Here is a 22,566-nt window from a genome sequence, read left to right on the forward strand (position 1 = left end):
AGTCAGTTTATTCCTCGTCCTTAGTTAATAATTTTTGGATCATTAAACCTAAAGTGCGGAAAGTTAAGATCCGACTGGTGGTTTGACGCCAGACCAGGCCGATATCACGGTAAGGTGCCTCACCCGGTGGCGTCATCACCACTAAATCTGTGTCATTCAAAATACCCGCATCAATCGCCATTTGCGGAAGAAACGTGGTGCCCAGTTTACTGTTCACCATCTGCACTAAAGTATGCAAACTGGTGGCGGCAAACGGATTGACTTTCGCACTATCACCTAGCTGACATGCAGTAATAGCATGGCCTGTGATGCAATGCTCACTTTGCAGAAGAAAAATGCTCTCGTCCGGCAGAGTTTGATAATCAATAGGTTGATGTATGCCACCCGCTAAATCTTTGTGGGCAACCATTTTGAAAGGATCTATGCCCACTTTCATGCTGTGGTAACCGCTAGTATCAACGGGTAGCGCTAGGATCAATAAGTCCAGCTCTCCTTTACCCAAAGCATCTAGCAAACGCTCAGTGGTATCTTCCTTCAATAATAAACTCATCGCCGGATAAGATTGCTGACACTGGCGGATCACACGACTCAATAGGAAAGGCGCTATGGTTGGAATACAGCCTAAGCGAATATCCCCCGTCATCGGCTCACCTTGATTTTTCACTAATTCCACCAAATCATCCACATCAGTGAGAATTTTACGGGCGCGCTGCACCACTTCTTCACCAATGGCGGTAAACATAAATGACTTATGGTCTCGCTCAATCAACTGATGTCCTAACTGCTCTTCTAGGTTTTGGATCCCACTTGAAAGCGTTGATTGACTGACAAAACACACCTTAGCGGCGCGGTTAAAATTCTGCTCTTGATGGAGATTCACCAAATAGAATAAGTTTTTTAAGCTAGGTAAACTTTTCATTTTCTCGATTGCCATTAAGGTTATGAATTAAGAAATTAAATCTACTTTAGCATAAGTGATGAGCAATAACGCGGCATAAGATATCAGGATTGTGACCCGAATCGATATTCAATCGGTTCGCCGTAAAACTTAAGTGGGAGTAACAAAATAAGATGGGAAAAGCACTAACAAGAAAATGTCGAAAACAACAAACTTAATCGTAAAACCAATGCAAGATTCACTCAATTGAGCGCAACAATAGACATTATTGCTGCGCCTTAACGTACCTTAGCAAATAATATTTTATGCTTTGGCTTGGAGGAATAACTTTAACTGTTGTAAATCTGCACTCGCGTGTTCAACGATGTCAGCAACCCAAGAGCCATGTTCAGCATCCCATCTTGCTTCTTCGCCATGCTGTAATAATTGGGCGATTTGCTGAATACGTTTTAACCCCACAGAACCTGCAGCACCTTTAAATTTATGTGCTTCTGAACATAAGGTATCTTTGTCTGCTGCGTCGTTAGCCTTCACTAGATTTCCAACATATTCAGGCATTAGCTGCTCAAATAACACCACACTCTTGAGTAAGGTACCGGCACCAATGGCGCTGCAGTACTGTTCGAGAGTATTGAGATCTAGGATTGCTTCTAATTCAACTGTGGCCATAAGGCCTCCCTTAAGTAGTTCAATGCTTAAAACGAATTTATCACATGATACCCACTAAAATTGTCAGTGCAACTTATAGCGATATTCATGGTCTAATTCAGATTAAAATTAACAAAAAACAAACTAATAGTCGTAAATAAACGCTTACGAAATAATAGCGACGACATAACATTTAGGGAGTAAATTTATCCCACTAACTTGCCTCTATCGTTGCGCTAATGCGTGCCCTTGTCCACCATAAAGCTGCAAATTATCCACAATCGCCACCAATCCATCCCAACGATAGGCACACCAATCGGGTGCTAATAGCATAGGTTTTTTCGCATAAGCGGTGACACGGTGAAAAATCACTTCCGCGGGAGTATGGCGGATCATCTCGCCGACACTGTGAGCATAATCCTCAAGACTCAATAAAGGTAAGCGCCCACTTCGCCACGACTTAGCCATAGTGCTACCTTCGACGATATGCAAAGGATGTAGCTTCAAGCCATCAACGCCCTGCTGCAATACAGCAGCTAAAGTCGCCATATAATCGCTATGGGTTTCATCGGGTAAGCCAAGAATGAGATGAGTGCACACCTTAAGACCGCGAGCTCTCGCCCTCGACACAGTGTCACAATAACAAGCGAAATCATGGCCACGGTTAATTCTACGCAGTGTTTCATCTTTGGCTGTTTGCAACCCGAGCTCTAACCACACATCGACACCATTTTCCTGATAGCGCGCCAGTAAATCCAGTACATTATTCGGCACACAATCGGGGCGAGTTCCAACACATAAACCGACTATCTCGCCATCTTTAACCGCTTCATCGTACTTAGCCATTAACACTTGATATTCATCGTAAGTGCTAGTGTAGGCTTGAAAATAAGCAATAAATTTATCGGCTTGTGCCTGAGGCTTCGCCTCACGATAGCGGCTCTTACCCTGTTCGAGTTGCTCAGTAATACTCAATACATCGGCGGTTTGATGGCTAAATGACGCCACATTACAGAAAGTACAACCTCCACGCCCTAAAGTGCCGTCACGGTTAGGGCAAGTAAACTTGGCATCTATAGTAAGTTTTCGCAGTCGGGTGCCATATCGCGCCTTACAAACGGCACCAAAGGTGTTCACATATGCATCAAGCCCCATCAGAGCACCCACCAAATTTCATATCGCTTCATTGAGAATAACCAAGATAAAATCACAAATAGAAAAGAAAATACGTGAACAAATAGAAGAAAAAGCTTAGTGTAAATAAGGTAGCGAGAGTTTTCTTGGCGCTACATCAAATTCCCGCCTGACTCATACCGTTATTATCATAAATGTGCGCATCCTCAAATTAGCCAGCTTACCGCTGAGATCTTGCTCACATCAAAAATGAATAACAATTCAACAATTTTAATTTTTTATCTATTTACTGTGTTTGCAATAAAAATCACTATTTCTAAATCAAAAACAATCCCATCAGCATGTTACACCTTGGTAAATTTTGAGTTTGATAGTTTTTAAAATTCTTTTTATTCATAATGTTATACGGCACATTTTACTGTTGACGTTAACGTAAGGCAATTGTGATTTGTGTATGAAACATGAATTAATACCCATGTTTTATGCAAATTTTTGGTTTGACCTTTATTGAATCTCAGGCTAATTTGGGTGGTTCGGGTGCATATCTATAGAAAGTCTTTACATTTTCTCCCCGAGTAGTAATCAGTTGAGGTCTAGGGAGGTTTTTGTATGAGCTTATATCATCCCAGTTTTGAGCGGGACAATTGTGGTTTTGGGTTGATAGCACAGATGGATGGCGAAGCCAGCCACCGTATAGTGCGCACGGCAATCCATGGTCTAGATCGCATGAAGCACCGAGGGGGCATTGCCTCCGACGGTCGCACTGGCGACGGCTGTGGTTTATTAATGCAATTACCCGTGCAATTTTTTGAAGCGATTGCCGCGGAAAATGATTGGCATTTGAGCAGAAAATTTGCCGTAGGTATGCTGTTTTTAAGTCAAGATGATGAACTGGCTGACCAAGCCAAGTTTATTCTTGAGCGCGAACTCGAGCGTGAAACCTTAAGTATTGCAGGCTGGCGCAAGGTGCCTGTCAATCCCGATGTGTTAGGTGAAATTGGCAAGGCTAGCCTGCCACAAATCTATCAAGTGCTGATCAACGCCCCCATTGGCTGGCGTGAAAAAGACTTGGAACGTCGCCTTTATATGGCGCGTCGCCGCCTAGAGCAGCAGATCACCGACGACAAAGACTTCTATGTCGCGAGTTTGTCAGGCCAAGTTATCGTCTATAAAGGTCTGATGATGCCTGTAGACTTGCCCGCGTTTTATCCCGATCTCGCGGACATTCGCTTAAAAAGCTCTATATGCCTATTCCATCAACGTTTCTCAACGAATACTTCTCCTAAATGGCCATTAGCTCAGCCGTTTAGATATTTAGCCCATAACGGCGAAATCAATACGATTACGGGTAACCGTCAATGGGCCCGCGCCCGTGCCTATAAGTTTAATTCACCGCTACTGCCAGATTTGCAGCAGGCCGCTCCCTTTGTGAATGAAACAGGCTCAGACTCTTCATCTTTAGATAACATGCTGGAAATGCTGTTATCTGGTGGCATGGACTTATACCGTGCCATGCGTCTATTGATCCCGCCTGCTTGGCAAAGTAATCCGGAAATGGATGACGAATTAAAAGCCTTCTACGACTTTAACTCTATGCACATGGAGCCTTGGGATGGTCCGGCAGGTATTGTGATGACCAACGGTCGCCATGCCGCCTGCGCTGTTGACCGTAATGGTCTGCGTCCATCACGTTATGTGATCACAAAAGATCGTATTTTGACCTTAGCTTCCGAAGTCGGAATTTGGGATTACGCCGCCGATGAAGTGATTGAAAAAGGCCGTGTTGGGCCTGGCGAATTGCTGGTATTAGATACCTTGAACGGCCGCCTGTACCAATCCTTTGAAATTGATAACGATCTTAAACGCCGCCACCCTTACAAAGAGTGGATGGCGAAAAACAGCCGTACTTTAACGCCAGCGGAAGATTTAGCCTCAGAGCAGCACGGTGCCAGCGAGTTAAGCCCTGAACTATTGCTGCAATACCAAAAACAATTTGGCTATACCCGTGAGGAATTAGAACAAGTCATTTGGGTATTGGCGAAGCAAGGTGAAGAAGCCACAGGCTCCATGGGCGACGACACACCTATGGCGGTATTGTCGAAAAAGTCACGTTCACTGTATGACTATTTTAGGCAGAAATTTGCTCAAGTAACGAATCCACCTATCGACCCCTTACGTGAAAAGCACGTCATGTCGTTGACCACTTGTATTGGCCGTGAACAGAACCTCTTCAATGAAACGACTGGGCATGCTTACCGGGTAATGTTCAATTCACCTATTTTATTATTCAGTGATTTTAACCAGTTACTGGGATTAGATAGCACTTACTATCGCGCCAATATTGTCGATTTAAATTACGAACCACAGGAAGGCTTAGAAAGTGCCATTCGCCGTATCACAGCCGAAGCCGAGCGTTTAGCCCGCAGCGGCACGACTTTGTTGATCCTTTCGGATAGAGCCATAGGTAAAACGGCGCAAGTGATCCCCGCGGCCATGGCGGTCGGTTCTGTGCAACAAATGCTGGTGAATAAGAGCCTGCGCTGCGACACCAACATTATTGTTGAAACCGCATCGGCGCGAGATCCGCATCACTTTGCTGTATTGCTTGGCTTTGGTGCCACGGCGATTTATCCGTATTTAGTGTATGAGTCAATTTCCGAACTGGCAAAACGCCATGACTTAACCGATACCACGGCATTGATGTTGAACTTCCGCTACGGCATCGAAAAAGGCTTGCGTAAGATCATGTCCAAAATGGGCATCAGCACTGTCGGCTCCTATCGTTGCAGCCAACAATTTGAAGCCATAGGCATTGCCAGCGAAGTGATCGAACTGTGTTTTAAAGGCGTAATTAGCCGCATCGAGGGTGCAGGCTTTGCAGACATCGCCCAAGACCAAGCTATTCTGCACAAAGCGGCCTACCGTGCCCATGTGCCATTACCGCAAGGTGGCCTGCTGAAATACGTTGAGGGCGGCGAGTATCACTGCTTCAACCCTGATGTGGTCAACACCTTGCAAGCGTCATTGATTGACAAAGACTTCGCGAGCTATAAAAAATTCGCCGAACTCGTCGACAATCGTCCCGTGGCCACACTGCGTGACTTAATCGGTATTAAGGGCGCGCAAACATCGATTGATGTCGCCGATGTAGAAGCGGCATCAAATCTATATTCACGTTTTGACAGCGCCGCCATGAGTATCGGCGCCTTGAGCCCTGAAGCCCATGAAGCACTGGCTATCGCGATGAACCGCTTAGGTGGCCGCTCGAACTCAGGTGAAGGTGGTGAGGATGCACGCCGCTTTAATACTGAACGCAACTCAGCAATTAAACAGATTGCCTCGGCACGCTTTGGCGTCACGGCGCATTATCTAGTTAATGCCGATGTGTTGCAGATTAAAGTCGCCCAAGGGGCAAAACCCGGTGAAGGTGGTCAGTTACCCGGCCATAAAGTGAGTGTTGAAATCGCCGGACTGCGTCATGCACGTCCTGGTGTGACCTTGATTTCACCGCCGCCGCACCACGATATTTACTCTATCGAAGATTTAGCCCAGCTGATTTTCGACTTGAAGCAAATCAATACTAAAGCGCTGATTTCAGTGAAACTTGTGTCAGAACCCGGTGTGGGCACTATCGCCACCGGCGTGGCCAAAGCCTATGCGGACATGATCACGATTTCAGGGTATGACGGCGGCACAGGTGCTAGCCCAATTACCTCAGTGAAATATGCGGGCAGTCCATGGGAGCTAGGGTTAGCCGAAGTGCATCAATCGCTAGTGGAAAATGGTCTACGTCATAAAATTCGCCTGCAAGTCGATGGCGGCTTAAAAACCGGTACCGATGTGATTAAAGCCGCGTTATTAGGCGCCGAAAGCTTTGGTTTTGGTACTGTGCCTATGATCGCCCTAGGTTGTAAATACCTGCGTATTTGCCACTTGAACAACTGTGCGACTGGCGTAGCAACGCAAGATAAAAACCTGCGTGACAACCATTACCATGGTCTGCCAGAGCGAGTGATGACTTACTTTGAGTTTGTTGCACAGGAAGTACGTGAATGGATGGCGACCTTAGGGGTGAGCAAGTTTGAAGACTTAGTCGGTCGCAGTGAATGGTTATATGCCCTCGAAGGCCAAACCGCGAAGCAACAAGGCTTAGATCTGTCACCGATTTTGTATCAACCCAAGGTGCCTGCAACCTCGTCACGCACTTGGCAAGAAACCAATCCACCGGCCGATTTAGGGCTGCTTAACCAGCATTTATTAAACGAATGCCAAAGCGCTGTCGATAAGTGCGAGAGTTTCGATGCCGCTTACAGCATCAACAACACAGACCGTTCCGTTGGCGCGACGTTGTCAGGCTATATCGCAAGCACACTCGGCGTCAAAGGCACCAAAGCACCGGTCAAACTGAGCTTTAACGGCAGTGCCGGCCAAAGCTTTGGCGTGTGGAACAGTCCTGGCCTTGAGTTAAAACTCTGCGGCGATGCCAACGACTATGTGGGTAAAGGCATGTCTGGCGGCCAGATTGTCATATACCCGCCTATTGGCAGCCCGTTCCAAAGTGAGCGCAGCGCCATTGTCGGTAACACGTGTCTTTACGGCGCGACGGGCGGCAAGTTCTTCGCCGCAGGTCAAGCAGGCGAGCGTTTTGCAGTCCGTAACTCTGGGGCGATTGCTGTGGTTGAAGGGCTTGGCGATAACGGCTGCGAATACATGACCAGCGGCATTGTGGTTGTCCTTGGTAAAACAGGGGTGAACTTCGGCGCTGGGATGACAGGCGGTTTTGCCTATGTGTTCGATCAATTCGGCCGCTTCAATCGCCGTGTGAATACTGAGCTTGTCGATACTCAAAAACTCGAATCACCGATCCATCAACAACATTTAAAAGGTCTGATTGAAGCCCACGTGGCCGAAACGGGCAGCGAACATGCCAAGATGATCTTAAGTGATTTTGGTAACTGGTTAGATTGCTTCGTATTAGTAAAACCTAAAAATATTGCCGTGGCCGATCTGCTCAAATTAGAGAAATCGAGCCCAGAATTAGTTGTAAAAGCGGGGTAATGGCGCATGAGTAACGATTTTCAATTTATTGAAGTGGGTCGTAAAGACCCCGCTAAACACCCTGCAGCTAAACGTGCGACTCAGTTTATTGAGATTTATCAGCCCTTTGCCCAGCCTCAAGTGGCTGAGCAAGCGGACCGCTGTTTAGATTGCGGCAATCCTTATTGTGAGTGGAAGTGCCCGCTACACAATTATATTCCTAACTGGCTCAAGCTAGCGGAACAAGGCCGCATCATGGAAGCGGCAGATTTAGTGCATGAGACCAACACTCTGCCCGAAATCTGCGGCCGTGTTTGTCCACAGGACAGACTCTGTGAAGGTGCTTGTACTCTGAACGACGACTTTGGCGCTGTCACTATCGGTAATGTCGAAAAATACATTACCGACACAGCGATCGCCCAAGGCTGGCGCCCCGATATGAGCAAGGTCACGCCACGCCCTGAACGAGTGGCGATTGTCGGTGCGGGTCCTGCAGGTTTAGGCTGCGCGGATATTCTGTCTCGCAACGGTGTTAAAGCTGTGGTCTTTGATAAATATCCACAAATTGGTGGTCTACTCACCTACGGTATTCCGTCTTTTAAACTCGACAAAGCCGTTATGGCGACCCGTCGCAGTGTATTAGAAGGCATGGGCATTGAGTTCAAACTCGGTGTCACTGTAGGTAAGGACATCCCATTTACTAAACTGCTCGAAGAATACGATGCCGTCTTCCTCGGTATGGGCACCTATACCGCGATGAAAGCAGGCCTTGAGGGTGAAGATGCCCAAGGCGTATACCAAGCCCTGCCCTATTTGATTGGTAACACCCATCATTTAATGGGCACGCAAGATGCGCAAACGCCCTACCTGAACCTTGAAGGTAAACGTGTTGTGGTATTAGGCGGTGGTGATACTGCGATGGATTGCGTACGCACAGCCGTCAGGCAAGGTGCCAGCAGCGTAGTCTGTGCTTACCGCCGAGACGAGGCCAACATGCCGGGTTCACGCCGCGAAGTACAAAATGCGCGGGAGGAAGGGGTTAACTTCCTGTTTAACCGTCAACCTGTGGCGATTAAAACCCAAGATGGCAAAGTAGTTGGCATTGAATGCGTCGAAACAGCCATGGGCAAAGCCGATGCCAGCGGTCGTCAACGGGCCGAAGCGATTGCAGGTAGCGAACAGTTGCTCGAAGCCGATGCGATTATTATCGCCTTTGGTTTCCAGCCTAGCCCTGCCCCTTGGTTTGCCGAACACGGTATCGAGCTCGATCAATGGGGCCGAGTCAAAGCGAGCAAGTTAGACGAAAACCCATTCCAAACCACAAACCCGAAAGTGTTTGCCGGTGGTGATATGGTGCGTGGTTCTGACTTAGTCGTGACAGCCATTGCCGAAGGTCGCGATGCCGCCCAAGGTATTCTTAATTACTTAGACTAAGTGCTATAGATTAAGCGCCAACGTGTTTGTTTTATCGGTAAAAAAACATTTTACCCTTGTCATTTTAACAAGCACTCCAATGGCTGGACTCGTGCAAACGAGTTCAGCCATTTGCTTGTGGCTTATCGCAATCGGTTGATGGATAAAATAGATAGATAAAGCGCGCATCTTAGGAGCGCACTTTTCTGTTAACCCTCCCGCGTTTTACCCCGCGATTATCAAGCAATCCCAATCTCGCCATAACGACTGCATAAAACTGTGTGGTATATTAGCCAGCATTCCCGTGTCCCACTCTTTAAGTGTTGAATCAAAAAGGTCTCCCATGAAAATTGGAATTATTGGCGCAATGGAGCCAGAAGTCGCTCACCTGATCGCCGCCATGACAAATGCGACATCGCAAACCATTGCTGGTATTGAATTTATTGCTGGTACTCTCGCGGGTAAAGACGTAGTCGTGACTCGCTCAGGCATAGGTAAAGTCGCCGCAAGTATTGCGACTACGCTACTCATCGAAAAATATGCGCCGGATGCGGTGATCAATACTGGTTCTGCCGGTGGTTTTGTGGATTCGCTGGCCATTGGCGATATCGTGATTTCTTCTGAAGTGCGTCACCATGATGTGGATGTCACGGCCTTTGGGTATGAAATTGGCCAAATGGCGCAGCAACCAGCTGCGTTTATTCCTGCCGCACATTTAGTTGAAGCCGCCAACAAAGCGATTGCTCAACTGGGTGAAGTCAAAGCGATTGAAGGTTTGATTTGTACTGGCGATAGCTTTATTTGCGATCCTGTTCGCACCCAAGCCATGCTCAAAAACTTTCCTACTATGGCTGCCTGTGAGATGGAAGGCGCGGCAATCGCTCAAGTTTGTCATCAGTTTGGAGTGCCATTTGTGGTGATCCGCTCTTTATCGGATAACGCCAACAATGACTCGCCAGTGGATTTCGACTCTTATATTGTCAAAGCGGGTTATCACTCGGCTCTGATGGTGATGTTGCTGCTTGAGCAACTGAATCCTAGCGCAATAAAATAATCACTTAAGTGGAAAGTACCGAATGCACACCTCTTTTTATCAACAACTTGTCGAGATAGATGGCGCTTTGTTTGAAGGCTTTTTGGTACTTTTTTTTGCTTTGTTATTGGCGCGGTTAGCGCCATTACCACGGGAAATGCAGCCGCTTATTTGGTTTGGCCATTTAGCTAAGCAACTCGCCGCCAAGGTAAATCGCCCAGAACGCTCTCCAAGCCAACAAGCCACAGCAGGCTTTTTAGCTATGATGCTGTTACTGTTTCCGTTTTGGGCCATTATCACCTTTTTGCTCGAACTGGCCGCCTTTCCATGGTTTTTCGAATTTTTGGTGCTTTATCTGTGTTTAACCGATGCAGGGTTTAGCCAAGTTGCCGATGAAATCGCTAAGGCCTTAAAACGTGGAGATAATGCCAGCGCAAAAAAGCTTTTACAGCCTTGGGTGGTGCGCGATACCGATAGTTTGTCGGAAATCGGCCTAGCCAAAGCCACCATAGAAAAACTCGCCACTGCACCTATTTACGGCACAGCATCGACCATTTTCTTTTTCGCTATTGCTGGAGCACCGCTAGTGCTAGCTGTGCGAATGCTCAAACAACTCGAATTGAGCTGGCCGCCCATTCAACCAAAGTATCAACATTTCTGCAGTACTGTGAATGGTGTATCCATTATCTTGCTGGCGATTCCGGCTTGGTTGTGGAGCCTGTCGCTCGCCATTCAAGGCGGGCCTAAGGCGTTTGCAAAACTTTTTAGAGCCCCTAAAAATCATCACGCTATTCGAGGTTATGTTCTCAGTGTGAATCTCGTGGCCAGTATTTTGAGAATCGAGCTCGGTGGACCACAGAAGTTTGCTGGCGTGCGTATCAATGTGGATAAATTGTGCTACGGTCCGCAGCCAACCTGTGATGACATCACGCCTGCAATTAAGCTGACCTCACGTGCCTGTGCTATCTGGTTTAGCTTTATCATTATACTGCCCTTGTTATGGGCAAGTTTACGTTGGTTACAAAGCCTGTGATATGATGCCGCATTATCTCAACGTGAAGTTAAAGGCTGACCATCTTGCTCGAAAACATGCATGTTTCATTAACAACACCTGCGTTGTTATTTCCTGCTATCTCATTGTTATTATTAGCTTATACCAATCGTTTTTTTGCCTTAGCCGCATTAATCCGAAATTTAAGCAATGGTGAAAAACCCGTACATAAAGATCAAATTAAGAACCTGAGCCAGCGTATTACTATCATTCGTCGAATGCAGGAAGCAGGCGTGTCAAGCTTTGCCCTATGCGTACTGTGTATGATTTTTATCTATATAGGCTTTAATAAAACCGGCTCAGTGATTTTTGGCGCTAGCCTACTGCTCTTGCTCTATTCACTGATTTTATCTGTGATTGAAATCCGCATCTCTGTTGACGCATTAAATATCCATATCAAAGAGATGAGTAAATGAGCCAGTGGATCTACTTTTTTGATTTATGGGGTACCGCTGTATTTGCATTATCCGGCGCACTTGCCGCTGGACGCCATAGAATGGACCCCTTTGGCGTTATCGTGCTCGCCTCGGTTACCGCTGTCGGTGGTGGCAGTATTCGTGATGCCTTAATTGGTGCAACGCCAGTGTTCTGGATCCGCGACCCGAATTACATCATAGTGATCCTCGCGACCGTGCTCGTCTGTTTGCTATTAGTCCGTCGCCCTCGTAAGGTACCAGAGTATATTTTACCTGTCGCAGATGCCTTTGGATTGGCCCTCTTTACCGTGATAGGTGCCGAAAAGGCCCTCAATATGGGCTTGAGTGGGATGATTGCCGTCGTAATGGGCTTGATCACAGGCGTGGGAGGAGGCATTATTCGAGACTTACTGTGTAGACAAGTTCCTATGGTCTTACGCACAGAAGTCTATGCCACAGCTTCGATCATAGGTGGTATCGGCTATACCGTGAGCTTAGCCTACGGTATGGGCGAAAAAATGGCGCTATTTCTGGCGATGGCCAGTGCCCTGTTAATCCGCTTAAGTGCCATCAAGTGGCATCTTTCATTACCGGCCTTTGATCTCAAGACCAAGAGGGAATAGTTTGCGAATATTGTGTTTTATTTTGTGCCTCATTTTTGTTCCAGCCCTCAATCCTGCAGCGGCGCAAGCCAACTCAGGTGAAATGCCACAAGAACAGCAGTTAGCCGTAAAATATATGAATGCGCTAACTGAACATGACTATAAGACACTGCGAAAATTCTATAACCGCGAAAGCGTCTTCTTCGACAAAACCGCCAACCGTAAATACACTGGCGGCCGCTTCATCATCGACTTCCTTGAGCGCGCCCACGAGGGCGTGCTCGAGTACAACTTCAACATAGAACATATGTATAACGCAGGCTCTTTAGTAGTGATGATAGGTAACTATCATTTCAAGGGTCCAGGTGAACAATTTGGCAAACCGGGGAAAATTATCGATGTTGCGATACCTGGTGTGACAAGCCTTAAGATCGACATGCTCAATCGCAGAGTAACGGAACATGTCGACCTAATCGATTACCAGACCATGTCAGACCAATTAGCGATGCAGTAGTCACAAAATTTACCCGTCTTTGAAACTTGATCCCTAAAAACGAGTCGAAACTAACAATGAGTCAATACCACTGCGTATTTCACCTTTGAAAAATTGACTGAGCCGTTTCGTTTCAATGAGGTTTGTATGAAGTTTTTTGGATTGATTGCCCTACTCGCCCTTAATGGCTTAATACTGGCCCCCAAAGCACAGGCCTTACAGCCCATTATCGTTTCCTACGCCGTTCAGCCAGTAAGCCATTTTAATCAACAACTACGTACCGCTCAGGCACAACATCAGCCTTGGTCGGAAGATCCCAATAAAATCAGCAGCCAATATGCAGGCAACAAATTTACTTTAGTGCGAACTCAAACCAATAAAGATGGCATTTTGACCTATCAAGTGAGCGAACTTTCCAAGCAGCATCCACAGATGCTGTTGATTATCTCACTGAAACAAAACGCTAAACTTTGGCAGGTAAGTTCGGCCCAATTGGCATGGAAATGCAGTGGTGGGCAACACTTTGGCACCGACAGATGTAATATCGCCGAGCATGAGGCCAATACAGCGCCTTAATCTTGTTTTGTGAAAAGATTCAAAAACAAAGAGCGCCCTAAGGCGCTCTTTTTGTTTGTTTAAACTTACTGTAGCGTAAACCTAACTAAACCAACGTCACTATACCAAAGTCACTTTGGCAAACTTACGTTTACCGACTTGGAATACAGCAACAGTACCCGTGAACAAAGTCATACGGCTATCTTCTAGCTTTTCGCCGTCCATCTTCACCGCGCCTTGCTTGATCATCCGCATCGCCTCTGAAGTCGACGACACTAAGTCTGCGTCTTTCAACAGATTGGCAATCGCAATACCTTCACCGGCAGCTAACTCAATTTCTTCGATATCATCGGGGATCATGCCCTTAGAACGATCGACAAAGGCTTGATGCGCACTTTCGGCAGACGCTGCATCGTGGAAACGTGTGATAATTTCCTTAGCTAAGGCGATTTTAATGTCACGTGGGTTAGACCAATTCGCCACATCTTGCTTAAACTGTTCAATTTCAGCCAGTGGGCGGAATGACAGTAGTTCAAAGTAGCGCCACATCAAGTCATCCGAAATTGACATCAGCTTGCCAAACATTTCGTTGGCAGGTTCGCTCACGCCAATATAGTTATGCGCCGATTTAGACATTTTCTTCACGCCGTCTAAACCTTCAAGCAGCGGCATCATGATCACAGCTTGTGGCTTTTGGCCTTCGGCTTTTTGCAGTTCACGGCCCATTAACAGGTTGAACTTTTGATCTGTACCACCCAGCTCAACATCGGCCTGTAGCGCAACTGAGTCATAGCCCTGAAGTAAAGGATACATAAACTCATGAATCGCAATAGACTGACCCGAAGCATAACGCTTCTTAAAGTCATCGCGCTCCATCATACGAGCCACAGTTTGCTTAGACGCGAGACGGATCATACCAGCGGCGCCCAATGGCTCTAACCAGCTTGAGTTGAATTCGATACGAGTCTTAGCAGGATCGAGGATCTTGTAAACCTGTTCTTTATAGGTTTCTGCGTTCGCTAAAACTTGTTCACGGGTGAGCGGCGGACGTGTGCTATTTTTACCACTTGGGTCCCCCACCATACCAGTAAAGTCACCAATCAAAAAAATGACTTCATGACCTAACTCTTGGAATAATCTTAATTTATTCAAGATTACTGTGTGTCCAAGATGGATATCCGGAGCGGTAGGGTCAGCGCCTAACTTAATACGGAGTGGACGTCCTTCTTTGAGTTTTTCCAGCAGATCCGCTTCGAGTAAAATCTCATCGGTACCACGTCTAATTTCTGCTAATACTTGGTCTAAATCAGCCATCTCGGCAGGGACTCCTAAGGCCATGATCATAAAATGAAGAGACTTATGTTACTTGTTAGCCACCACAATTGAAAGTGTGTACACTAACGGGATTATTTAAGTCTCTGGTTATTGGTATCGGCGTCAATGGGAAAGGTTATAACGTTATTTAAATTGTTGCCTAAAAAGCATCAAATTCTCCTTAGCATTCTTTCAGTTATCACAATGATAACCATGCTTCTACCTTCTGAAGAAGCGCAAGCTTCAAGACAAACCACTAGCATTGATGACCAAGCTCAAATCAACACCCGTTATGATGTGCCCTTAGCTTTTCGCTCGCCTGAACGCCCTGAGTTACTAGAAGGTCAAACAGATAATGCTCCGACAACGGCTGAACCGTTATCCTCACCCGATGCGCTCGCTGCAGCTGGAGCTAATAATCAAGCCGCAGGATCCCACGAAAGCGCTCTCCACAGAGATGTCGAACATTTTAACGTCAAAAATGGTGATACTTTAGCCGCGGTATTTGACCGCGCTGGCTTAACCAGCAAAGACGTTTATGAAATCACCCAGTTGCCTTTAGCCAAGCAAAACTTACTTAAGATAATGCCGGGCGAAGAAATTGTGATTTCAAAGGATGCAAACGGTAATTTGACTGAAGTACGTTATCGGGTCGATGCTATTTCCACGCTAGTCATCACTAAAAGCCAAGAGCAATACAACGAAAAAATCTCCGAAAAGGATGTGGAAATCCGCAACCATTTCACCAGTGCCAAAATTAAGAGCAATTTCTGGAATGCCGCTGTGGATGCAGGCATGTCTGCTAACCAGATATTACAATTATCGACCGTATTCGGCTGGGATATCGACTTTGCCTTAGACTTACGCGAAGGCGACAGCTTCGCCATTATTTACGAGCAAGAATATGCCGATGGTGAATTTTTGCGTAATGGCAATATCTTAGCTGCAGAATTTGTTAACCAAGATGAGCGCTATACTGCCATTCGCTATACCGACGGTAACTATTATTCCGAAAATGGCACTAGCATGCGTAAAGCCTTCCTGCGCTCACCGGTCGATTTTAAGTATGTCAGCTCCAACTTTAACCCAAGACGTTTGCACCCAGTGACAGGCCAAGTCAAAGCCCATCGCGGTGTAGACTATGTCGCAGCCATTGGCACGCCCATTAAAGCTGCGGGTAGTGGACGCGTTATTGAGTCTGGTTATAATCAATTCAACGGTAACTATGTGTTTATCAAACATAACGATACCTATACCACCAAATATCTACACCTCACAAAACGTAATGTCAGCAAAGGCGCCAACGTTAAGCAAGGACAAATTATTGGTACTTTAGGTAAAACAGGCCGTGTCACTGGGGCTCATTTACATTACGAATTTATCGTCAATGGCGTACACCGCAACCCGAGAACGATTACGCTACCGAAATCCGAATCAATTGCGAGAAAAGAAAAAAATCAATTCGATGCACTTAGCAAGCAATTGATGACTACACTTTCGCAAAACAAGCAAACGCAATTGGCAATGCAATAACGACGGATGGATTCCTCCCAATGAAAAACGCTTATTATATTGGACTTATGTCAGGCACCAGCATGGACGGTGTCGATGCAGTATTGGTCGACTTTTCAGGCGCACAGCCGCAGCTTATCGCCAGCCATACCGAAGCTATTCCGAGCCATTTGCTCAAAGGTCTACAGCGCCTGTGCTTACCCAGCTCAGATGAAATTAACCGCCTCGGCCGTTTAGATCGAAATGTGGGTCAGCTGTTTGCCTTAGCAGTCAATAATCTGATGGCTAAATGTACTATTGCGAAAGAAGATATCATCGCCATTGGTAGCCATGGTCAAACTGTGCGCCATATGCCAAACCTCGAAGTGGGTTTTACCTTACAAATTGGCGATCCTAATACTATTGCGACCGAAACAGGCATAGATGTCATTGCCGATTTTCGTCGCAAAGATATTGCCCTTGGTGGGCAAGGCGCGCCCTTAGTACCCGCATTCCACCAGCAAACCTTTGCCCAAGTCGGTAAAAAACGTGTCATTCTCAATATTGGTGGTATTGCCAATATCACCTATCTGCCGGGCAATAGCGAAGAAGTCTTAGGCTTTGATACAGGACCAGGTAACACCTTAATTGATGCCTGGATGCAACAGGTTAAAAGTGAGCCCTTCGATAAAAATGGCGAATGGGCTGCATCCGGAAAAACTGATCAAAGCTTATTAACTCAGCTGCTTTCGCATCCGTATTTTTCCCTTGCTTACCCTAAAAGCACTGGTCGCGAACTGTTTAACCAAGCTTGGTTAGAGCAGCAATTATCGCCCTTTAATCATTTAGATGAAGAAGATATTCAATCAACTTTATTGGATTTAACCTGCCACAGCATAGCCCAAGACATTATTAAACTATCCAATGAAGGGGAATTATTCGTCTGTGGCGGCGGTGCATTTAATGGTCAACTGATGCAGCGTCTTGCAGCCTTATTACCAGGTTATAAGCTGGATACTACCTCGGCCCTTGGCGTAGATCCTAAGTGGGCAGAAGGCATCGCCTTTGCCTGGCTCGCCATGCGCAATCACTTAGGTTTACCCGCTAATCTCCCTGCAGTAACAGGCGCCTCCCGCGAAGCCGTACTCGGCGGACGATTTAGCGCTAAGTAATTGGCCTTCGCAAAATACTAAAGCGATAACCTAAACAAGAGCTTCTACATGAAGCTCTTGTTGTCTTTAAAAGACAAACTAATCTTTTCCCCTCTTCCTGCCTAAATTTCTCAAGAAAATCAGCAGCTATTTTAAAGCCATCTATTCTTAATTACTGAAGCATTTAGTGACAGAAGCATGAGTAAAAAAGTTTCGTCACTGAAGCTTAATCAAGTCTCACTATAGTAAAAACGGATACAGGATATTGCTCTAAACAGCTCAAACACTTAGGAATAGCCTCATAGGCGTCCAATAAGAAACTGGTTTTAAGGGAACTCGTGTCTACAGCGCGATTTTGCTCACTCAGACAAGATCCGTTAATAGGCAGGTAAATTAGGAATAAAGACGCACTGATTAACAAACAAGCGTCTTTAAAAGAATAGGAAATCAAACAATGAACATGTCACAAAAAATGGCGGCAGAATTTCTCGGCACCTTGTGGTTAGTCCTTGGAGGGTGTGGTAGTGCTGTACTCGCCGCCGCATTTCCAGAAGTAGGCATAGGCTTACTCGGCGTCGCTTTAGCTTTTGGATTAACCGTATTAACTATGGCCTTTGCGATTGGCCATATTTCAGGTTGTCATCTCAACCCTGCAGTGTCATTCGGCCTTTGGGCTGGGGGACGTTTTCCGGCAGCAGAATTATTGCCCTATATCGTAGCCCAAGTCGCGGGTGGAATTGTTGGCGCAGGCATCTTGTATCTCATCGCTTCAGGACAAGAGGGATTTTCACTCGCTAGCGGATTTGCCTCTAACGGTTTTGGTGAGCACTCACCGGGTGGCTATAGCATGCTGTCGGTGATGATTTGTGAAATCGTTATGACACTGTTCTTCTTGATTATTATTTTAGGTGCCACCGATGAGCGAGCTCCTAAGGGATTTGCCCCAATTGCCATAGGGTTAGGTTTAACCTTAATTCACCTTATTAGTATTCCTGTGTCCAATACTTCGGTAAACCCAGCGCGTAGCACAGGCCCTGCACTGTTTGTCGGTGACTGGGCGGTATCACAACTCTGGTTGTTCTGGGTAGCACCGATTGTCGGCGCCATTTTGGCGGGCTTTATCTATCGCTACTTCCGCTCGGTAGAATAAAAGCCGAAGATCTAACACAACAGCGCTCTCTTGGCGCTGTTGTTCTTTTTCTAATCCCGCTCTAATGTTACCATTTAGCCAACTGGCGAATTTTGCTGTGCCCTAGGTTTTTACATTAGAGACACAACAGGCTTCGCCCTATCCAAGCAAAAGAGATATTTTTCATGAGCAAGACTGTTAAAAACCTCGCTGAGACAGCAGCAATGACGCCAGAAGCCCGTTACGATTACCTCGTTGAACAAGTTAAAGAACACAAAATACTTTGGACATTACAAGACCAAGACGGTTGCGTGATGTTAACCACTGAAGAAGAAGATTGCATCCCAATGTGGCCAACCGAAGAAGCCGCTGATTCTTGGGCAGTGGATGAATGGAGTGATTGTCAAACGTTAGCGATTCCACTCGACGAATTTCACGAAAGATGGGTGCCAGGCATGGAAGATGACGAACTCTTTGTCGCCGTATTCCCAGTATTAGATGATTTAGGTGTGGTAATCCCGCCTTATGAGTTAGATCAAAGATTAGCGCCTAAGCAAAGCCACTAATCGCTATCGCTAAACGAGAATGCCTATGAGCGAGCAAAAATCGGCGATACCGACACCAGAGGCAAGTACAGCTCTGAGTCAACACTTTCCGAAACGACTCATTGCCCTATTGCTAGTGTATGTTGTTGCCTCAGTGAGTGGCTTAATCGCTAAACAAGGGGTGTTATTTTGTCTGCTAACCCTCCTGATGGTGATTGCCATTATCGGTCGGCAAAAAGCAGGGCTTATCATGCTGCGCGGCTACACAGTCGTGCAGCTTGGATTGATTAGCATGCTGCCAGTGATCATGTACGATCCGGGCAACTTAGTGGTAGGTCCAACGACAGTGTATCTAGGTGAATGGCAGGGAAAACTGCCTGACTATGTGATTTTTATCGCTTTGATCGTCTTGTCATTACTGCAAGTTTGGATAGCCTTTGATAAAAAGGTAAAGGCATGGTTTAAACCTAAGCTTAACCTGAACATCATGAACTAAGCTCTTGTAGAAAATAAATTTAGCCCAACAAAAAGCCGTCATTGCGACGGCTTTTTTGATCTCACTCTACGCCTAAAAAGATGCAAAGTTAGTCATCATTAAACAGAAAAACTTTTTACACAGAGAAACTGGCACCACAGCCACAAGTTGTGGTTGCGTTAGGGTTTTTCACGAAGAAGCGAGAACCTTCCAGTCCTGAAGTGTAATCCACTTCACCACCGACTAAATATTGTAGGCTCATAGGATCGACAACCAAGAGAACGCCTTGTTTTTCTATCGTAAAATCGCCGTCATTGACCTTTTCATCAAAGGTAAAGCCGTACTGAAATCCAGAACAACCACCACCAGTCACATAGACTCGTAGCTTAAGTGCAGGATTTTGCTCTTCTTCCAGCAAACCTTTCACCTTGGCGGCTGCCGCATCGGTAAATTGGATTGGCATTGCTGTATCAGCTTGATCAGTCATTACTACCTCTTACATCAGTTTTCTGGGGCAAATTATCCTTTACCTGACTGTTTTGTTCAAGTATTACCCGTGGTTCTTTTTCACCCTGTAATAACTCAGGGGCACTATAGACATGTTCGGTCTGCGAATTCTTAGTCCAGCGGCTCGAAGGCACCAGCACTTTGACTTTCACTTGTTGTAAATTAAAGCCAGCAGGAACAGTGACCTTGGTATCTATGACTTGAAAATAGCGAAAATCAAATTCCAACTTAGAACCCGTGAGTTTGTTCACACTCAAGCTAACAGATTTGCCATCTTGCACACCAATGAGCGTCAATTCTGTTCGGCCTTGAATAGCTTGCTTACGCTTTTGCAACTGAGTCAACACCAACTTGAGATGATATTCATCGGCCAAAGCGCCCGGCGTCATTTCAAGTCCGTGAATAGCGACGCCTTCAGCATTATCATCCGGGGTCATAATGCTGCGGTAAAACGCCAGCTCATGTTCCAATTCTTTTTGCTTTTTCATTTGCTGGCCAAACATTTCTTGCATTTGGGTATTAGCCTCGCGCTCGACGGACAGCTCTAAATTTCGGGTTGCAAGTAGTTGGGTCTGTGCCTCTAACTCAGCGGTCAAGCGTTGAGTCTTGCTGCTGATATGCTTAACAACAGGCTCATCGCTGCTTAATAGCAGAAAACTTATCCAAGCCCCAAAAAGAATAGAAACTAACACTAAAAGCGATAAATACACTGAAGATGGACGATACTTGAGATCCATCACTTGCAGCCAATCTAGCCAACGATGATAATTTGGCATTAGGTAACAGCCCCTTATATAAAATACAATCAACTCAAGAACGAGTTCGATACAATACAACTCAGGCCAATGTAGTGCAATTAACGATAATTAAAGTCGCTATCCAACATGCCATAGTCACTGCCAAAAAGTATTTAACCAATGAGCTACGTGACCATTTATCTCAAGCCCGCATCAGTGCACAGCTGTGCATACTGGCACTGTTATTTGCTATTTTTGCATCCTGTGTGATCTTACTGTTTCGACTCTTGCTCGTTTGGGCTAATCATTACACCCAAATACAGGCGCTGGATTTTACGGGGAACGTCGCCGACTGGCGAGCCCTGTTACCCCTTTTAGGCGCAATATTAATTTGGATAGTGGCGAAGTTGGGCTCCAAACGCTACAAACGTATGGGAATAGCCTATGTGTTACATAGAGTTAAACTGCATTATGGTAAAATCCCCCTACAATCCGCCGCTGGGCAATTTTTTCAAGCACTCTTTGCCCTAGGCACAAATTTCTCAGTCGGCCGTGAAGGTCCTGCCATTCATCTGGGTGCTGTCAGCGCCAGTTTTCTCGCTGAAAAATTCAATCTTCCCAATAATAGCGTACGCATCATGTGTGCCAGTGGTATTGCAGCAGGGATTGCCGCCACTTTTAACGCGCCCTTGGCGGCGGTGATTTTTGTACTCGAAGTGATAGTACGTGAATATAAAATCCATTACTTTTTCCCGATTATGCTCTCCGCAATTTGTGGCGCAGTTTCAAGCCAATTAGTGTTTGGTAATGTGCACGAATTTGACCGTATTCAAGTGATCCACATTCCCTTAGATCACTACCCTATTCTCGCCATCGGCGGCGTAGTATTAGGCTGCGCTGCGGCGCTGTTTAATTACTCACTCTTAAAAGTTACCGCGACGGGGCAAAACTGGCCACTGATTTACCGACTATTACTGGCGGGCAGTGTCACCACCCTAATCGGTCTCGTGTTGCCGCAAGCCCTTGGCACGGGCGATCTCGCCATTAGCGAAGCCATTAGCCAACATCCAAGCCTGTTGCTGTTAATCGCCCTGTTATTTGCCAAAACCATCGCCACTATTGCGGCGATTGGCTTAGGTATTCCCGGTGGTTTGATTGGTCCACTTTATGGTATCGGCGCGCTGCTCGGGGCGATTTTGGCGCTCATCAGTGCCATCTTATTCCCGTCCATCGCCCCTTATGTAGGGCTTTACACTGTAATCGGCATGACAGCCATGATGGGCGTGTGTTTAAGCGCGCCGCTGGCGGCGTTAGTCGCCCTGTTAGAAATGACTAATGACGCCAGCATTATTTTACCGGCAATGTTTGTAACAATTCCGGCTTTTTTAATTGCTTATCAGGGTTTTAAGACAGACTCCATTTTCTTTAAGCAATTAGAAATTATGGGACTAGGCTATAAGGTCGCCCCCGTGAATTTAGCACTGCAGAAAAAAGGCGTGCGAGCCTTAATGGATAAACGCTTTGTTATCGTCAATAACAACGATGAATTGTTACTCGAAGTGCTAAAACGCGCCGAAGGTCGCCCTGTGCTAGTCCGCAATGCCGATGGCATTATCGAAATGCTTAGTCTTGAAATGCAATCCTATGATGACAGTACCACGCTATCACGCCATCCCATGCAAGGGCTAAGCGACAGCACCACCCTCAATGAAGTCTATTCACTATTGTCGCCCAAACGCTGCGGTGAGGTGTTTATCTATCAAGATACACCAGACAATGTGGTTGGGGTGATCAGTTGGTCGAACCTACAACATGAGATTCGTTCAGGCCAAGCCTAATATCGCTTCAAATCTAGCCGCTATTCAATACCTAATTTTGATTCAAACCTGAGACGGCAGATTAAAAGCTTTGGGCTTCATCGCAAAAATCTAACACAG

Annotated in this window: 20 protein-coding genes; 14 read left to right on the forward strand and 6 right to left on the reverse strand. The window is 46.2% G+C overall.

The annotated features are described in order from the left end of the window. Positions 1-7: 7 nt before the first annotated feature. The 3 genes from oxyR to L5M11_RS04600 form a co-directional block, all read right to left on the reverse strand. A complete protein-coding gene (gene oxyR, locus L5M11_RS04590; protein WP_105249867.1) occupies positions 8-919 on the reverse strand; it encodes a hydrogen peroxide-inducible genes transcriptional activator OxyR in 912 nt (303 codons plus the stop codon). Between the two features lie 282 nt (positions 920-1,201). Then, positions 1,202-1,567 carry an Hpt domain-containing protein gene (locus L5M11_RS04595; RefSeq protein ID WP_028760840.1) on the reverse strand — a complete coding sequence of 122 codons (366 nt, stop codon included), beginning with the start codon at positions 1,565-1,567 and terminating at the stop codon, positions 1,202-1,204. Positions 1,568-1,771: 204 nt separating this feature from the next. Beyond that, positions 1,772-2,701, reverse strand: a complete 930-nt coding sequence (locus L5M11_RS04600; RefSeq protein WP_263184806.1) for a TIGR01212 family radical SAM protein — start codon at positions 2,699-2,701, stop codon at positions 1,772-1,774. 588 nt (positions 2,702-3,289) lie between these two features. On the opposite strand from L5M11_RS04600, the gene gltB reads away from it, so the two are divergent. The 8 genes from gltB to L5M11_RS04640 all read left to right on the forward strand — a co-directional run bounded on the left by gltB (position 3,290) and on the right by L5M11_RS04640 (position 13,301). Continuing rightward, on the forward strand, positions 3,290-7,738 hold the full coding sequence (gene gltB, locus L5M11_RS04605; protein WP_263173314.1) for a glutamate synthase large subunit: 4,449 nt from the start codon (positions 3,290-3,292) through the stop codon (positions 7,736-7,738). Between the two features lie 6 nt (positions 7,739-7,744). Next, complete coding sequence (locus L5M11_RS04610) at positions 7,745-9,151, forward strand: FAD-dependent oxidoreductase (protein WP_263184808.1); 1,407 nt, start codon at positions 7,745-7,747, stop codon at positions 9,149-9,151. Between the two features lie 322 nt (positions 9,152-9,473). Then, positions 9,474-10,184 (forward strand): 5'-methylthioadenosine/adenosylhomocysteine nucleosidase, encoded by a 711-nt coding sequence (locus tag L5M11_RS04615; protein WP_173246143.1) that lies wholly within the window; start codon positions 9,474-9,476, stop codon positions 10,182-10,184. Positions 10,185-10,206: 22 nt separating this feature from the next. Continuing rightward, positions 10,207-11,196 (forward strand): cobalamin biosynthesis protein, encoded by a 990-nt coding sequence (locus tag L5M11_RS04620; RefSeq protein WP_028760845.1) that lies wholly within the window; start codon positions 10,207-10,209, stop codon positions 11,194-11,196. Positions 11,197-11,252: 56 nt separating this feature from the next. Beyond that, positions 11,253-11,630 (forward strand): DUF2721 domain-containing protein, encoded by a 378-nt coding sequence (locus tag L5M11_RS04625; RefSeq protein WP_012088590.1) that lies wholly within the window; start codon positions 11,253-11,255, stop codon positions 11,628-11,630. Then, a complete protein-coding gene (locus L5M11_RS04630) occupies positions 11,627-12,253 on the forward strand; it encodes a trimeric intracellular cation channel family protein (RefSeq protein WP_105249873.1) in 627 nt (208 codons plus the stop codon). The genes L5M11_RS04625 and L5M11_RS04630 overlap by 4 nt, the downstream gene beginning before the upstream one ends. Before the next feature lies 1 nt (position 12,254). Next, positions 12,255-12,746: a nuclear transport factor 2 family protein gene (locus tag L5M11_RS04635; protein WP_028760847.1), complete on the forward strand. Its 492-nt coding sequence runs from the start codon at positions 12,255-12,257 to the stop codon at positions 12,744-12,746. Between the two features lie 126 nt (positions 12,747-12,872). Continuing rightward, the gene (locus L5M11_RS04640; protein ID WP_028760848.1) at positions 12,873-13,301 is read left to right on the forward strand and encodes a hypothetical protein; all 429 of its coding nucleotides are present in this window, start codon (positions 12,873-12,875) and stop codon (positions 13,299-13,301) included. Between the two features lie 99 nt (positions 13,302-13,400). Here the strand turns inward: L5M11_RS04640 and tyrS are convergent, their stop codons facing one another. Beyond that, a complete protein-coding gene (tyrS, locus tag L5M11_RS04645) occupies positions 13,401-14,594 on the reverse strand; it encodes a tyrosine--tRNA ligase (protein WP_263191509.1) in 1,194 nt (397 codons plus the stop codon). Between the two features lie 126 nt (positions 14,595-14,720). Here tyrS and L5M11_RS04650 point away from each other — a divergent pair, with 126 nt between their 5' ends. From L5M11_RS04650 to L5M11_RS04670, 5 genes are all read left to right on the forward strand, one after another. Next, positions 14,721-16,127 carry a peptidoglycan DD-metalloendopeptidase family protein gene (locus L5M11_RS04650; protein WP_113940678.1) on the forward strand — a complete coding sequence of 469 codons (1,407 nt, stop codon included), beginning with the start codon at positions 14,721-14,723 and terminating at the stop codon, positions 16,125-16,127. Positions 16,128-16,147: 20 nt separating this feature from the next. Next, entirely contained in the window at positions 16,148-17,257 is a 1,110-nt protein-coding gene (locus L5M11_RS04655; protein WP_212599972.1) for an anhydro-N-acetylmuramic acid kinase, read from the forward strand. A gap of 433 nt (positions 17,258-17,690) precedes the next feature. Then, positions 17,691-18,386 (forward strand): aquaporin Z, encoded by a 696-nt coding sequence (gene aqpZ, locus L5M11_RS04660; RefSeq protein ID WP_263184810.1) that lies wholly within the window; start codon positions 17,691-17,693, stop codon positions 18,384-18,386. 164 nt (positions 18,387-18,550) lie between these two features. Then, entirely contained in the window at positions 18,551-18,931 is a 381-nt protein-coding gene (locus tag L5M11_RS04665; protein ID WP_131523053.1) for a DUF2750 domain-containing protein, read from the forward strand. Positions 18,932-18,956: 25 nt separating this feature from the next. Further along, positions 18,957-19,406, forward strand: coding sequence for a hypothetical protein (locus L5M11_RS04670; RefSeq protein WP_263184811.1), 450 nt, complete (start codon positions 18,957-18,959; stop codon positions 19,404-19,406). A 115-nt stretch (positions 19,407-19,521) separates the two neighbouring features. On the opposite strand, the gene erpA is transcribed toward L5M11_RS04670, so the two are convergent. Together erpA and L5M11_RS04680 are read right to left on the reverse strand one after the other, a co-directional pair. Next, the gene (gene erpA / locus L5M11_RS04675) at positions 19,522-19,872 is read right to left on the reverse strand and encodes an iron-sulfur cluster insertion protein ErpA (RefSeq protein WP_006080742.1); all 351 of its coding nucleotides are present in this window, start codon (positions 19,870-19,872) and stop codon (positions 19,522-19,524) included. Next, a complete protein-coding gene (locus L5M11_RS04680; protein ID WP_263191511.1) occupies positions 19,865-20,668 on the reverse strand; it encodes a DUF6776 family protein in 804 nt (267 codons plus the stop codon). The genes erpA and L5M11_RS04680 overlap by 8 nt, the downstream gene beginning before the upstream one ends. Before the next feature lie 74 nt (positions 20,669-20,742). On the opposite strand from L5M11_RS04680, the gene L5M11_RS04685 reads away from it, so the two are divergent. Further along, the gene (locus L5M11_RS04685) at positions 20,743-22,467 is read left to right on the forward strand and encodes a chloride channel protein (protein WP_263184812.1); all 1,725 of its coding nucleotides are present in this window, start codon (positions 20,743-20,745) and stop codon (positions 22,465-22,467) included. The last annotated feature ends 99 nt before the right edge of the window (positions 22,468-22,566 follow it).

The sequence above is a fragment of the Shewanella sp. SM87 genome, assembly GCF_025653705.1.
Taxonomy (GTDB): Bacteria; Pseudomonadota; Gammaproteobacteria; order Enterobacterales; family Shewanellaceae; genus Shewanella; species Shewanella oncorhynchi.